The following is a 14607-nucleotide window of genomic DNA, read 5'->3' as shown; positions in this document are numbered from 1 at the left end:
CTCCGGTGTCAACCAGCCACCATCTGCAGTCACTCGATAGAGAAATGAGGATGTCCGATGACCGGACAGCAAGTCAATAATGATGATCAGCTCACCGCGCAAGCGCAGAGCGACATGTCCGACTCGGTGAGCGCGATCAAGGCGATCATCGGCCGGGTCAACACCTCGCTGGAGGCCTCGCGCTCCGGTTGGCAGGGTGACGCCAGCGGCGCCTGCCAGAAGGCCGTGGCGACCTGGGAAGGCGAGTCCACCCGCCTCAACGCCATCCTCGACGAGCTCGCCGTGCTCGTGGGCGAGGGCAACACCACCTACGTCAACCTCGACGCCAGCAACTCGGACCTGGTCACCTCCGCCGGTGCCGGCGGCGGACACACCAACCTCTGATACCCGCGCCGCCCCAACGGGGTCGGCCCACGAAAGGACTTCTCATGCTGTACGACAAGGGTGCGCTCCAGACCCTCTCCGACGAACTGGCCGCGCACCGTACCGCGCTGCTGACCGAGTCGGGCAATCTGCAGGGCGCCGCCAAGCGCCTCTCGGTCGCCTGGGAAGGCAACGAGGGTTTCGCCTCGTTCGCCAATGTCAAGGCCAAGTGGGATATGGAGTTCGGCTCCGATGTCGGCGCCGATCCCGAGAGCACCATCGGCACCATGGACGCGCTGTCGAAGGCCGTCCAGCAGGCCCTGATCAACGCCTTCCAGGCTGACGGCAAAGTTTCGGCCGGCTTCGGCGGCTGAGGCGAGGAAGCGACGGCCCGTTCGATCCGCCGGATCGAACGGGCCGTTTCGCGTCGGTGGCCGCTACTGCGCGCCGACGTAGCGAAGTTCCTCCGGGGTGGCGACCATGTGCACGCTGGTCTCGTCCGACGCGGTGCGCACGGTGACGAGGTTGGCGGTGTCGAGATCCTCGATGAGGGTGATGTCGGGGTCGAAGTCGCCCGCCTCGCTGTCGGCCGAACGCAACAGCACCACGGTGGTATCGGAATAGTGTCCGGTGGGGGCGATCTCGTCGAAGACGACCATGGTGGCGAACCGGTGGGAGCTCGCCTGCTGGGAACCCGCCGACCAGGCGGCCAAGGTCAGGGCCTGCGGCTCGTCGATGAAGGCGAGCATCGGTTTCCACTCGTCGTGGCGAGTGGTGTGCACCAGCACGCTGGCGTCGAGGGCGATGGCGCGCAGGATCACCTGTTTGGCCACCAGCAGTGACCCGATGATCTCGACCCGGCGGACGTGGCGTCCCATCAGCGGCAGCGCCACCCCCATCCCGGCGGCATCGGCGCCGATCAGCTGGCCGCAGCCCGCGATCGGCAACGGGATGTCGTGCAGGGCGTCGGGTTGGCCGAGATACTGTTCCAGCGGCAGTGTCGGTACCCCGACGGCCGCGGGCATCCCGAACATCATGGCGCGTCGTTGACTACCGGTCAGCGGGCGCAGACCGGGCGAATCGGGCAGGACGACGGCCTGCCTGGTGGTGAACCGCGCCGTCGCGCTGACCGCGACCTGACCGTTGTCGGTCGCCTGCGGCGCGGGCGCCCGCTGCATCCGCACGGTGATGGTGGTCGACACCGTGGGGGTCGACCAGATCTCGGCTATTCCCTTGGTGCCCAACCCTTCCGGAGTGACCCGGTAGGTGGTGTGGTGCAGGCCGTCGTGTTCGACGCTGCCCGGGCTCTCGGTGAAAGCGTCCAGCGGTGCTCCGTGGGTCAACTGACTCACCGTCTGGCTCATCTCGGTGGCGGTGAGTACCGCGGCCGAGAGCCCGCGGGCGGCGAGCCGGTTGGCGACCCGCCTGGTGGCGACCGTGGCCACGCGCAGCGCACCGGTCGGGCCGCCACCGCGCCTGCGCACCGCGTCGGCGTTGGTCAGCGGGTCCAGCCGCAACACCACCCACACGGTGCGATGGGCCACCGCGGGCAGCGGGCCGAGGACGCTCTCATAGGTGCGGGCCACCGCACCCTTCCCCCCGCTGCGCGACCCGGCGCAGATGATGTCGATCGAGGCCAGTTCGATGTCGAACTGGTTCAGGCAGCGCGCGATCTCGGCCAGCGGCAGCCTGTCGTCGCCGAGCAGGCCGTCCGGGCTCAGGCGTATCACGGTGCGCGGTTGTGCTTCGATACGCAGAATTGTGATCAATCGCGCACCGTCCCAGCGCATTCCACAACTGCCGCCGTCGGGTAATGGAACATCGAACGGCGAATTGTTAACGGCTAGCGAACCATTCCTGAATTTCTGTCGGGCGACAGTGAATTTCCGTCCGAGATAGCCGGCGATATTGACACCGCGGCGCGGCGTGAGGGCCAGCGCGGACACCACGATCGCGGCCAGTACCGGAGCCCACCATGTCGGCGTGAAAACCCTTGTTACCAGCGCACTTACCGTCGCCAGCACGACTACGGGGACGGTGCGGCTCAGTGGCATCAGGCGAAAGAACCAGAACTGTGTGGAATGCAGACGCGGTGCGGTCGCCGCGTTCTCGGAAACCGCCGTGGTGCTCATGCGCTCATCATGGACCGAACTCGGCGTGGTCGCTACTCTATGTTCGTCGGTGACCGCAGGCGGTCGCGATATCGGTGCAATTCAAGCGATTTCGGAGGCATGTGTGCCCGCGCAGATAACGACCCGGGCCCAAGTCAACGGTCATCAGTTCCTGCTCAAACGGTACGAACACGCACTGGTTCGCTGGGATGTGCGGATGCTGCACGATCCGATGCGCTCGCACGCTCGGTCGCTGATCGTCGGCATCGTGCTCGGGGTGCTGGTGATCGCGGGCGCGGTCATCCTCGCCTTCCTGAAACCACAGGGGGCGATCGGTGATTCGAAGATCGTGGTGGGCAAGGACTCCGGCGCGCTGTACGTCGTGGTCGACGGCACCCTGCACCCCGTCCTGAACCTCGCCTCGGCGCGGCTGATCACCGGTTCGACCGCCGCGCCCGCCACTGTCAAGGACAGCAAACTGACCTTGCGTCGTGGTCCGCTACTCGGAATCCCCGGCGCACCCGGCGCGACGCCGGGCTCGGGCGACAACGACACGGCGCGGTGGGCGCTGTGTGACACGGTGCCGCTCTCGGCGACCGGTAGCGCCGCCGGTGCCACCGGGGTCTACACGACGATGATCGCGGGCGAACTGGACACCACCGAGGACCGCGCGCGGCCACTGCCGTCCGATCGAGCGCGGTTGGTGACCAATTCCGGTCGCACCTATCTGCTCTACCAGGGCAAGCGCGCCGAACTCGATCCGAAGGACGCGGTGCTGCTGCGGACCATGGAGCTGTCCGATCAGCAGGCTGCCCCGATCAGCGCGGCGCTGCTCAACGCCGTCGAGCCGGTGCCACCGCTGCGCGCACCGCGGATCGACCGGCTCGGCGAGCCGGGACCCGGCGGGCTCGCCGACATCCCGATCGGCGGACTGATCAGAGTCAGGGCGGTCGACGCCGACAAGCTCTATGTGGTGCTCGCCGGTGGCGTGCAGCCGGTGAGTACCTTCGCCGCGGAGATCATCCGCAACGCCAACTCGCAAGGGATGACCGATATCCGTTCGGTGCCGCCGGACCGCATCCTCGGCATGCCGGTGGTCGACGACCTGCCGGTGCGGCAGTTCCCCGAACAGACTCCGGCGCTCAGCTCGGCGTCGGACGAGCCGGTCTTATGCCTCAGCTGGGTGCGGGCGAACCACGATGGTTCGCCAACGACGCTGCTCTCAGCCGGGCGCAGGCTCCCGCTGTCGAAGGACGCGACACCGGTGCTGCCCGCCACCGCCGACGGTGTCGGCGACCGGGTCGACGCGGTCTACGTCCGGCCGGGCACCGGTGAGTTCGTCCGTTCGGTGGCGTCCACGCCCGGCACGAACGCCGCGGGCGCGATGTTCTATCTGGCGGACACCGGAATTCGCTTCGGCATTCCGGATATGGCCACCGCGCAGGCGCTCGGTCTGCCCGCGGAACCCAAGCCGGTGCCCAAGTCGCTCATCGACGCGGTCGCTCCGGGCCCCGTGCTGGCGTTGCAGGACGCGCTGACCAGTCACGACAATCTGCCGCAGTGTCCCGACACAGCCCGGCGCGCCGGGGAGTGCGCGCGACCGGTCACGGCGGGCAACTGACCAGTCCCCGATCGCCGGGCGGGGCCGCTTCGCGCACCCGTCAGCGCAGGGTGGCCAGTACCGCGCGCAGCGCGGCGTCCATGTCGGCGACCTCGATGCGCATCAGCACCTCTTCGTCCACCTCGGCCAGATCGATGGATTCGTCGGTGGCCAAACGGAATTCGCGTTCTTCCTCGGCGGCTTCGATGATGTTGCGGATGAAGCGGCCGTTGCCTGCCAGGTCGATCGCACGGTGCCGCGCACCGCCGCTGTCGACCACGTCCCGCGCGTAGAGCACCTCGCAGGCCTCGATCAACCGGGCCAGCGCCTGTTCCGAGACCTGCGAATCACGCTTGCGCGCGATGAACTCGCCGATCTGCCCGAGCTCGACCGGGGTGTAGGAGTCGAACTTCACTCGCTTGGCGAAGCGGGAGGCCAGGCCGTCGTTGGCGGCCAGGAACCGCTCGATCTCACCGTCGTAACCCGCGATGATCACGATCAGCCGGTCGCGATCGTTCTCCATCCTGGCCAGCAGGGTGTCCACGGCCTCGCGGCCGAAGGCGTCGCCGCCGGACAGTCCGGTCTGGATGAGTGTGTACGCCTCGTCGATGAAAAGCACACCGTCCATCGCGGAATCGATCAATGCGTTTGTTTTGATCGCGGTGCTGCCCAAATGTTGCCCGACGAAGTCAGCACGTTTCGCCTCGATAAGTCTGTCAGATTTCAACAAACCCAACCCGCAGTAAATTTTTGCCACCACGCGGGCAATTGTTGTCTTACCAGTTCCTGGCGGGCCGGTGAACGCGAGGTGTTGACCACGCGGCGCGCTCGACATTCCTTTCTCCGCGCGAATCGCCGCCAATTGCGCGCTCGCCTGGAGTTTCGCCACCTGCGTCTTCACCGCGGCCAGGCCGATCTGCTGGTCGAGCTCCGCGCGCGCGGTCGCCAGCAACTCCTTGGCCCGGTCACCCCACTCGGCGCTCTCGACCTGTTCGGCGGTCGGCGCCGAGGCCGGATCCCAGCGGTCGGTCCGCGCGTCGATGAGTTCCTTTGACGTCACGGTGATCCGAAATTTCGGGCTGCGCATGGCCGAGGCGTTGGCTTCGAAGTCCGGCGCCTCCGAGAAGGCCTTCTCGAACAGCGCCCTGGCAGCGTCCTCTTCACCGGTCTCGCGCAGACACAGGCCGCGGCAGAAGCGGGCGGTGGTCGCCGCCGCCGCGATCGGGCCGTTCTCGGCGGCTTCGAGCCGCTTGATCGCCTCACCGAACAAGCCGAGTTGCGCGCACGCGGTCCCGACCATCACGTTGGCGCCCGCGGCCAGGTACTTGTCCTTCCAGTCAGCCGATCCTGCCAGCACCGACATCACGTCCGACCAGCGCTGCGTCGTGTAGTGCAGTACCCCACGGGTATAGGCGCACACGCGCTCCTCGTTGTGGTCGGTCGGCTTGTCCGCCCGGTATCGATCGAGTTCGTCGAGGACTCGTTCGGCTTCGTCGTAGTCACCGTTGCCGATCAGCTGGGCAGCCTGCGCGAGCCAGATCTCGACGTAACCGGCCAGCGGGTAGTCGACGTACTGGCCGAGCAGGAACCGGCCCGCCAGCGCGCGTGCGGGCAGGCCGAGCCTGCGTTGCTCACGGAACAGGGTGGTGGTGCTGGTCCGAAAAGTGTTGAAGATCACTTCGGCGGTGACCTCGCCCGCGGCGGCGCGGCCGAGCCAGGCGTCGCACATGTCGGCGTCCCACTCGGTGGCCCGCTGGAAGGCCATTTGCGCGTACTCCAGATCGCGCACTGATTCCTGTCCGTCGACCGCGACGCCGAGGGACAGGACACCGGCGTCGAAGGCGCGCTGTGCTTGGCGATTACCGGTCATGCGGCAGGACCCCTTAAAAAGAATAACGCTTGTCGATGCCGCAGTTTAGCCGCTGCCACGTTGCCGATTATCAGTTACGCTGTGCCCGTTGCGATAACGCGACAGCGCGATCAGTAGGAGTTCTGCAACTCGTGACGGAATCGTCGAACAACGGCGCTGTGGCCGTCGATCCCAATTTGTGTCGAGTTTCGGTCATCGGTGGAAACACGCAACTCGATATGGGGTTGCCCGCGACAGTCCCGGTCTCCGCCTATATCGCCGACGTGGTGCGGTTGATCGACTCGCGTGATCCCGATCTGACCGAGACCGACGAGGGCAGTTCTCCGGTCACCGTGCACTGGACCCTGGCCAAGCTCGGCCGCGACCCGATCCCGCTGCATCAGAGCCTGGCCGAGGCCGAGATCTATGACGGTGAGCTGCTGGTGTTGCGCTCGGTGACCGCCATGGAACTGCCCGCCCTGTTCGACGACGTGATCGACGCGGTCGCGCGGCTCAGTGCCGACGAAATGCGCGGCTGGTCAACGCATTCGGCGCGGGCGATGGGTCTGGGCGCAGGCCTGGTCGCGGTACTGGCCACGCTGAGTCTGCTGCTGGTGCACAAGGGCACCGGCGTCCTCAGTGGGCTGCTCCCACTCGTGGCCGGGCTGCTCGCCGGGGGTGCCTCGATGCTCGCCGGTCGCCGTTATCCGGAGCAGCGGCTGATCGTGATCGTGGTCGGGCTCTACGGAACTCTGCTGCTCGGCACCAGCGCGGCGCTGTTCACTCCCGGTGAACTCGGGGCGCCGCATCTGCTGTTCGGCGCGGTCGCCACCCTCGCCACCGCGCTGGTGATCTACGCCGGAGCCAAGGCGGGCGCGCTGGTGACCGCGGCGGTGGTGCCCATCGCGGCGGTGCTCGCGGTCGCGGCGACGGTCCGGATGATCTGGGGCTTCGCGGTCCCCGATCTCGCAGTCGGGGTGCTGCTGGCCGGGCTGATCCTGATCACCATGGCGCCTCGGTTGGCGGTCGGCGCGGCCGCCCTGCCGGTGCCGCCGGTGCCCACCGCCGGTGCCGCCATCGATCCGGCCGATCACGAGCCGCGCCCGACCATCGAGGACATCGGCGCGATCGGCGCGACCGCGCTGCCCTCGGCGGCCGGTCTCGAACAGCGGGCCCGCGCGGCCAACCAGTTCCAGTCCGGTCTGCAAATGGCCGCCGCGATCCTCACCGCGGCCGGCGCGGTGGTCGCCGCCGATCCGTTCGGCGACCGCCGGTGGCAGAACACGGTGCTCGTCGCCATCGTCGCGGTGGTGCTGTGCCTGCGCGGCCGTGCCTACGCCGACATGGTCCAGGCCTCGGCGCTGATCGGCGCGGGCATCCTCACCGGTTTCGCGCTGATCACCGGAATGGCGTTCGCCCGACCGGACCAGTATCTGATGGGCGCCGGCCTGGTGCTCGTTGCGGGTTTCGCCGCGGTCGGCTTCGGCGTGATCGGTCCGCACACCGAGGTCTCACCGGTGTCGCGACGAGCTGTCGAGCTGTTCGAATATCTGCTGATCATCGTGATCGTGCCGCTGGCGCTGTGGGTGCTCGACCTCTATTCGGCAGCCCGCAACCTCACCTTCTGATGGCAGCGACGCAACCCGCCCGTCTGCGCGGCGTCCTCGCCGCGGTCGCCGTGCTCGGCGCGTGGACCCTCGCGAACCCGGCACCGGTGTCCGCGCTCGCGCCACCTGCCATCGATGACGCGGCGCTCGGCACGGCGCGTGCGGTGAACGCGGGCGGCGGACCACCAGAGCCGACCGTGCAGCGCGCGCTGTGCGTCGAGCCGTCGCTGATCGGCCAGAAGCCCAAGGACGCGCCGCTGCCACAGCAGTTGCTCAACCTGCCAGCCGCCTGGCAATTCAGCAGGGGCGCCGGCCAACTCGTCGCGGTGATCGACACCGGGGTGAACCGCCACCCGCGCCTGGATGTCCGCCCCGGCGGCGACTTCGTCGAGGCGGGTGGTGACGGCACCGTGGACTGCGACGGCCACGGCACCCTGGTCGCCGGCCTCATCGCCGGCCGCGCCGACCCCGGCGACGGCTTCGCCGGGGTAGCCCCCGACGCGCAGATTCTCGCGATCCGTCAGCTCAGCCTCCAGTTCGACGCCGAGAACGACCGTGGTCGTGCCGAACCGGGCAAGGTCGCCGCGGGCGGCTACGGCAATGTGCTCACCATGGCCGCGGCCGTGCTCCGCGCGGTCGAGCAGGGCGCGACCGTCATCAACATCTCCGAGGTGTCGTGCTCGGCGCCCGGCGCGGGTGCGGCAGACGGCGCGCTCGGCGCGGCCGTGAAGTACGCCGCCGAGCAGAATGTGGTCGTCATCGCCGCCGCGGGCAACCTCGACCAGTCGGTCTGCGCGGCCCAGAACGAACTGTCCGGTTGGGACAACGTGCGACTCGTGGTGAGCCCGGCCTGGTTCTCCCCGTACGTGCTGACGGTGGCCGCCACCGAAGCCGACGGCTCGGTCTCGCCGTTCTCGATCCATGGTCCGTGGGTCGGCATCGCCGCCCCCGGACGCGGCATCGTCTCCCTGGACAGCAGACCCGGCGGTACCGGACTGGTCGACGCGCTGCGGGGCGCCCGCGGCATGATGTCGGTGGACGGAACCAGTTTCTCGGCCGCCTACGTCTCCGGTCTGGCGGCGCTGGTCCGCGCGCGGTTCCCGGAACTGAGCGCGGCCCAGGTGATCGAGCGCATCCAGCGCACCGCGCACAACCCGGGCACCGGCCGCGACGACCGCGTGGGTTACGGCCTGATCGACCCGGTCGCCGCGCTGACCGCGACCCTGACCACCGCCGGTGACGATATCTCCGTTCCCCGGAGCGTGCCTGCCCCGGCACCAGAGCCCGGACCTGATCCGCTGCCGCGCCTGGTCGCGATCGTCGGCTCCGGCACCCTGCTGGCGGCGCTGGCCATCGGCTACGGCGTGTCGATCATGTTGCGCCGCGAGGACACCGAATCCGACGATCTCGCGGACCCCGCTGTGCCAGAAGGACGGTAGACATGCGCACCGAAGGTTTCGTCCGGCGTCCGCGGATCGCCCCGCCCCGGGCTCCCGGCGGCGAGGTGGCGCTGAGCGCGCCGCCGGAGGTCCAGCGTCCGGTGCCGCCGAGCCTGCTGATGCGATTGCTGCCGGTGGTGATGGTGGTCGCGATGATCGGCATGCTGGCGATGATGGTGATGGTGGGCCGCAACCTGCTCGCCAACCCGCTGATGCTGATGTTCCCGGTCATGATGCTGCTGTCGATGTTCGGCATGATGCTGTCGATGCGTGGCACGGGCGGTCCCAAGAAGGCCGCCGAGATCGACGAAGAGCGCAAGGACTACTTCCGCTACCTCGGCCAGACCCGCGGCGAGGTTCGCAAAACCAGCCTGGCGCAGCGGCAATCGCTGATCTGGAGTCATCCCGACCCGGCCGACCTTGCCTCGGTCGTCGGCACACGGCGAATGTGGGAACGCAGGCCCAACGATCCCGACTTCGGGCATGTGCGCGTCGGCGTCGGCAGCCATCGGCTGGCGACCAAACTCGCGCGGCCCGAGACCGGCCCGGTCGAAGACCTCGAACCGGTGTCGACCGTGGCGCTGCGCCGATTCGTGCGCACCCACTCGGTGGTGCACGGCCTGCCGACCTCGATCTCGCTGCGCGCCTTCCCCGCCATCAATATCGAAGGTGACATCGAGCAGACCCGGATGCTCACCCGCGCCATGCTGCTGGAGTTCGTGACCTTCCACGGCCCGGACCAGGTCGCGGTGGCCGTCATCTGCGCCGACCCCGATCACCCGAACTGGTCGTGGGTGAAATGGCTTCCGCACGTGGCGCATCCGACGGCCTTCGACGGTGTCGGTCCGGTGCGGATGACGTACCGGTCGCTGGCCGAGCTGGAGACCACGATGGCCGGGGAACTGCTCGAACGCGGTCGCTTCATGCGCAACGCCCAGCCCACCGCGGGCAGGTTGCACCTGCTGGTGATCATCGATGACGGATTCGTCGGCGGCACCGAGCGCATCGTCGGCGACGCCGGACTCGACTCGGTCACCGTCATCGACCTCACCGCACCGCAGACCGGGCTGGCCGTGCGCCGTGGCCTGCAACTGGTGTGCGTCGACGGCATGGTTGCCGCGAAATCGCCTGCGGGAGTAGAGAAATTCGCCGCAACGGATACCGTGATGCTGGCCGAGGCCACGACGTTGGCACGGGCGCTGGCCCGGTATCGGCTCGCCACCGCCGCGCAGATCGTCAGCCTCGGTGACGAATCCCGTGCGGTGCCGGGACTGATGGACCTGTTCAAGATCCCCGACGCCGCGCAGATCGACCCCGCGACGGTCTGGCGCCCGCGCAGTGATCGTGAGCGCCTGCGGGTGCCGATCGGTATCACTCCCGACGGGACACCGGTGGAGATCGATATCAAGGAGTCGGCGGAGAACGGGATGGGCCCGCACGGGCTGTGCATCGGTGCGACGGGATCGGGTAAGTCCGAGTTCCTGCGGACCCTGGTGCTCTCGATGGTCACCACGCACTCCCCGGATCAGCTCAACATGGTGCTGGTCGACTTCAAGGGCGGCGCGACCTTCCTCGGTCTGGAGTCGCTGGCCCATGTCGCCGCGGTGATCACCAACCTGGAAGAGGAACTCTCCCTCGTCGACCGTATGAAAGACGCGCTCTCCGGCGAGATGACCCGGCGCCAGGAACTGTTGCGCTCGGCGGGCAACTTCGCCAACGTCACCGAGTACGAGCGGGCGCGGGCGGCAGGCGCGCCGCTCGACCCGCTGCCCGCGCTGTTCGTCGTGGTCGACGAGTTCTCCGAATTGCTGTCGCAGAAACCGGATTTCGCCGATCTGTTCGTCATGATCGGGCGTCTGGGCCGCTCCCTGCGGGTGCATCTGCTGCTGGCCTCCCAGCGCCTGGAGGAGAACAAGCTGCGCGGGCTGGACTCGCACCTGTCCTACCGGATCGGTCTGCGGACGTTCTCGGCCAACGAATCGCGTGCGGTACTCGGCATCACCGACGCCTACCACCTGCCGAGCGCACCCGGCGCGGGCTACCTCAAAAGCGACGCCGACGACCCGCTGCGCTTCAACGCCTGCTACGTCTCGGGCCCCTACACCTCGCCGAGCTCCGGCCGCACGGCGCGTACCTCGGGCAGCGGTCCGGCCGAGGAGACACCGGTGATCTTCACCGCGTCCCCTGTGCAGACCACGGCACCGGCGATAGCGGAGACCACCGAGGCGGGCGGACCCGCGGCGCCGGCGCGGCGCGAGCTGCCCGCCCTGCCGCCGCCGCCCGGTTCCCCCGAAGCCGCGGCACTCGACGAAGCCGACGACACCGCCGCGACGGTCGGTGACGGCCGCCAGACTCTGCTCTCCGTGGTCGTCGACCGGTTGCGCGGACACGGTCGCCCCGCCCACGAGGTCTGGCTGGCCCCGCTCGACGAATCGCCGTCGATCGACATGCTGTTGCCCGATCCCGACTGGCGCGCGGCGAGCAATCAGAACGGACAGCTGATCATGTCGATCGGTGTCATCGACAAGCCCTACGAGCAGCGTCGCGATGTGCTGGTCGTCGACCTGTCCGGCGCCCAGGGCAACCTCGCTGTGGTCGGCGGTCCCCAGTCGGGCAAATCCACCGCGCTGCGCTCCGTCATCATGGCCGCCGCGGCGACCCACACACCCGAAGAGGTCCAGTTCTACTGCCTCGACTTCGGCGGCGGCACCCTGACCAGCATCGCCGACCTCCCGCACGTCGGTTCGGTCGCGGGCCGCATGGAGGTCGACCGGATCCGCCGTACGCTCGCCGAGATGGTCACCCTGCTGGCCAGGCGGGAGGAGCGTTTCCGCGAGCTCGGCATCGAATCGATCCAGGAGTTCCGTCGCCGCAAAGCCGCACTGGCACAGGCGACTCCCGCCGAGCGGGCAGCGGATCCGTTGTCGGAGGACACATTCGGTGATGTCTTCCTGGTCGTCGACGGCTGGCAGACCATCCGCGCGGAATACGAGGGCCTCGAACCCGCGTTCACCGCGCTGGCCTCCCAGGGCCTGTCCTACGGCATTCACCTGATGATCGCCGCCACCCGCTGGCCCGAGATCCGCCCCGCGGTGAAAGACCTCATCGGTACCCGGCTGGAACTGCGCCTCGGCGATCCCGGTGACTCCGAGATGGACCGACGCACTGCGATCCTGGTGCCGACGGGACGGCCCGGCCGCGGCTTGACCGCGGACAAGCTGCACCTGCTCATGGCCCTACCGCGACTGGATTCGAGCTCCGACCCGATGACCCTGCCCGAGGGAATCGCGCTGGCCCGCAGACAGTTCACCGAGCTGTACGGCAGCCGCAAGGCCCCGGCGGTCCGGATGCTGCCGTTGGAGATCCCGCGCGAGCAAGTGCTCGCCGAAGCCGCGGCCCGCGGCATCGTCGGCGACAAGACACACGCCGTGATCGGTCTGGGGGAGCACGAACTCGCCCCGATCGTGCTGGATTTCGGCAGCCAGCCGCATCTGATGGCCTTCGCCGACGTGGAATGCGGCAAGACCACACTGCTGCGCAATATCGTCCTCGGCGTCACCGAGAACTCCAATGCCGAGGAGGCCAGGGTCATCCTGCTCGACTACCGCCGGACAATGCTCGGCATCATCGAAGGTGAACAGCTGTCCGGGTACTCGACCTCGGCGCAGACCGCGGTGCCGATGATCCAAGAGGTCGCCGCCTACCTCACCCGGCGCATCCCCGGCCCCGACATCACGCCCAAGCAGTTGCGCGATCGCGACTGGTGGACCGGTCCCGAGATCTACGTCGTGGTCGACGATTACGACATGGTGGTCACCGGCGGTGGCAACCCGCTCGAGCCGCTGCTGCCATTCCTGCCGCAGGCCCGCGACATCGGGCTGCACCTGGTGGTGGTCCGCCGCTCCGGCGGCGCGTCGAGGGCGCTGTTCGACAAGGTTCTCGGGATGCTCAAGGACCTGTCGGTCGACGCGCTGCTCATGTCGGCGCCCAAGGACGAGGGCAAACTGCTCGGCGACGTGCGTTCGGGCAAGCTGGCACCCGGCCGGGGCACGCTGGTCTCGCGGTCAGGCGAGAACCAGATGGTGCAGGTCAGCTACCTGCCTCCGCTGTGACCGGCGCCTTGTCGCGGCGGCCGAGGGCGGGCACCGCCTCCGCGTCGAGTAACCAGCTGTCGGTGTGCCGTTCGAACAGCGCGCACGACGGGCCGATCGACCCCGCGACACGGGCGAGGGTGAACCCTTCGCGTCGGTAATAGTCATGGAGTTCGTGGTTGCCGGTCCACGCGTCGAGGCGGACCCAGTCGCGGTGTTCGCGCACGGCCAGCGCGGCGGCGTGCGCGAGCATCCGCTGACCCACCTGACGGCCCGCGAAACGCAGGTCGACGATCATGAAGTGCACGATGACCGATTCGGCCAGCTCCCAGCACGACCAGAGGTCAGGGTCTGCCCGGTGGTTGACGGTGATGGTGCCTGCCGGTTCGCCCTCGAACTCGGCGATCCAGGTCTCGCCCCGGTCCAGTGCCGTGCCGACAGCGGCGGCGAAGATCTCGATCGGACGGCCGCGGCCCGCGACCGTCCACTGATCGGAGCCTCGGATGGTCAGCCACGCGGTGCGTTGCACACGCAGCCGACAGATCAGCGGCAGGTCACCCAGGGTCGCCGGCCGGATGCCCACCGTCATGTCAAGGCGACGGCAGGCCCGGGTGCGATGCCGAGGGTACGGGCGATCACGTCGGTACCTGTCGTGTCGCCGAGTTGGTAGGCCAGCCGGTTGCGGCCCGCCTGGGAACGGTGCCGGGTCGCCCGGGTGACCCGTTCGTGGTTGGCGCCGATGCGCAGGTGGTCGAGCAGGACGGTGCCGGTGGCGACGCCGAGTACCGCCGCTTCTTCGGCGGTGGCGGCGCGGGCCAGCACGGTGTCGCGGTGGGCGGTTTCGCCGTAGCCGCGGTCGGCCAGGCGGCGGGTGGTGCCCTCGGGAATGTCATGGGGGGAGTCGATGCCCGCGGCTTCGGCCAGGTCGCGGGGGTAGAAACTCACCTCCCACGACCACGGTTCGTTGTCCAGGTACTGCACCACGGTGCGGGCGAGCACCCAGGAATCGGTGGCGACCCCGAGCCAGCGCGCGACCTCGGTGTTCGCCGGTTCCATCCTGGTGCTGAATTGCTTGGACGGTTCACGGTTGGCCGAGCGCGCGATCTCTTCGAAGATGTCGTGTGCCGACTTGGGCCGATCGCGCCGGATATGGTCGGTGACCACCGACTCCAGGACTTCCTGGTTGCGCACGATGGTCCCGCGGGAAGTCGCTGTGTAGACCAAATTTTCAGCCACGAGCACCTGAATCGCGTTGCGTGAGGTGGTGATCGAGACCCTCATCTGATCGGCGAGCTCGGAGTGGCTCGGCAGCCGGTCGCCCGGTTTCCATGTGCCCGCGCGGATCTCCTCACGGAGAAGGTTCGCGATCCGGAGATAGGTCGGACCGTCCGCCATCATGCTCCTCGGTAGGTCGTGCAGGTAACGAAGTGTACTCGTATCGGTTACCTACGGCCGAGTAATGCTTGACAGGTAGCTTGCGAGGTTTATTGTAATGAACGTCCTGATCCGGTGCTCTGCGGCGATGACGGCGAGGCAACGTGGCTGGT

Annotated in this window: 10 protein-coding genes; 6 read left to right on the top strand and 4 right to left on the bottom strand. The window is 68.3% G+C overall.

Annotated features, from left to right (window positions below):
* Positions 1-57 precede the first annotated feature (57 nt).
* Together ACLJPD_RS19455 and ACLJPD_RS19450 are read left to right on the top strand one after the other, a co-directional pair.
* Positions 58-384 (top strand): WXG100 family type VII secretion target, encoded by a 327-nt coding sequence (locus ACLJPD_RS19455; protein WP_410873845.1) that lies wholly within the window; start codon positions 58-60, stop codon positions 382-384.
* 44 nt (positions 385-428) lie between these two features.
* A complete protein-coding gene (locus tag ACLJPD_RS19450; RefSeq protein WP_410873844.1) occupies positions 429-737 on the top strand; it encodes a hypothetical protein in 309 nt (102 codons plus the stop codon).
* Between the two features lie 63 nt (positions 738-800).
* Here ACLJPD_RS19450 and eccE read toward each other — a convergent pair whose 3' ends face one another.
* Positions 801-2495 carry a type VII secretion protein EccE gene (gene eccE, locus ACLJPD_RS19445; protein ID WP_410873842.1) on the bottom strand — a complete coding sequence of 565 codons (1695 nt, stop codon included), beginning with the start codon at positions 2493-2495 and terminating at the stop codon, positions 801-803.
* A gap of 103 nt (positions 2496-2598) precedes the next feature.
* Between eccE and eccB the strand changes: the two genes are divergently transcribed.
* On the top strand, positions 2599-4095 hold the full coding sequence (gene eccB, locus ACLJPD_RS19440; RefSeq protein ID WP_410873840.1) for a type VII secretion protein EccB: 1497 nt from the start codon (positions 2599-2601) through the stop codon (positions 4093-4095).
* 40 nt (positions 4096-4135) lie between these two features.
* Here eccB and eccA read toward each other — a convergent pair whose 3' ends face one another.
* Positions 4136-5944: a type VII secretion AAA-ATPase EccA gene (eccA, locus tag ACLJPD_RS19435; protein ID WP_410873839.1), complete on the bottom strand. Its 1809-nt coding sequence runs from the start codon at positions 5942-5944 to the stop codon at positions 4136-4138.
* A gap of 131 nt (positions 5945-6075) precedes the next feature.
* On the opposite strand from eccA, the gene eccD reads away from it, so the two are divergent.
* The 3 genes from eccD to eccCa are packed head-to-tail and all read left to right on the top strand — an operon-like array spanning position 6076 to position 13081.
* The gene (gene eccD, locus ACLJPD_RS19430; protein ID WP_410873837.1) at positions 6076-7551 is read left to right on the top strand and encodes a type VII secretion integral membrane protein EccD; all 1476 of its coding nucleotides are present in this window, start codon (positions 6076-6078) and stop codon (positions 7549-7551) included.
* On the top strand, positions 7551-8969 hold the full coding sequence (gene mycP, locus ACLJPD_RS19425) for a type VII secretion-associated serine protease mycosin (RefSeq protein ID WP_410873835.1): 1419 nt from the start codon (positions 7551-7553) through the stop codon (positions 8967-8969). The genes eccD and mycP overlap by 1 nt, the downstream gene beginning before the upstream one ends.
* 2 nt (positions 8970-8971) lie before the next feature.
* Complete coding sequence (gene eccCa / locus ACLJPD_RS19420) at positions 8972-13081, top strand: type VII secretion protein EccCa (RefSeq protein WP_410873833.1); 4110 nt, start codon at positions 8972-8974, stop codon at positions 13079-13081.
* Here eccCa and ACLJPD_RS19415 read toward each other — a convergent pair.
* Positions 13059-13649 (bottom strand): GNAT family N-acetyltransferase, encoded by a 591-nt coding sequence (locus tag ACLJPD_RS19415; protein ID WP_410873831.1) that lies wholly within the window; start codon positions 13647-13649, stop codon positions 13059-13061. The genes eccCa and ACLJPD_RS19415 overlap by 23 nt on opposite strands.
* Positions 13646-14455, bottom strand: coding sequence for a GntR family transcriptional regulator (locus ACLJPD_RS19410; protein WP_410873829.1), 810 nt, complete (start codon positions 14453-14455; stop codon positions 13646-13648). Before ACLJPD_RS19410 ends, ACLJPD_RS19415 begins: the two co-directional genes overlap by 4 nt.
* Positions 14456-14607 lie beyond the last annotated feature (152 nt).

It is taken from the genome of Nocardia sp. A7 (assembly GCF_046549215.1).
GTDB lineage: Bacteria > Actinomycetota > Actinomycetes > Mycobacteriales > Mycobacteriaceae > Nocardia.
The sequence above is the reverse complement of the archived record's forward strand: the minus strand, read 5'-3'. Positions and strand labels throughout refer to the sequence as shown.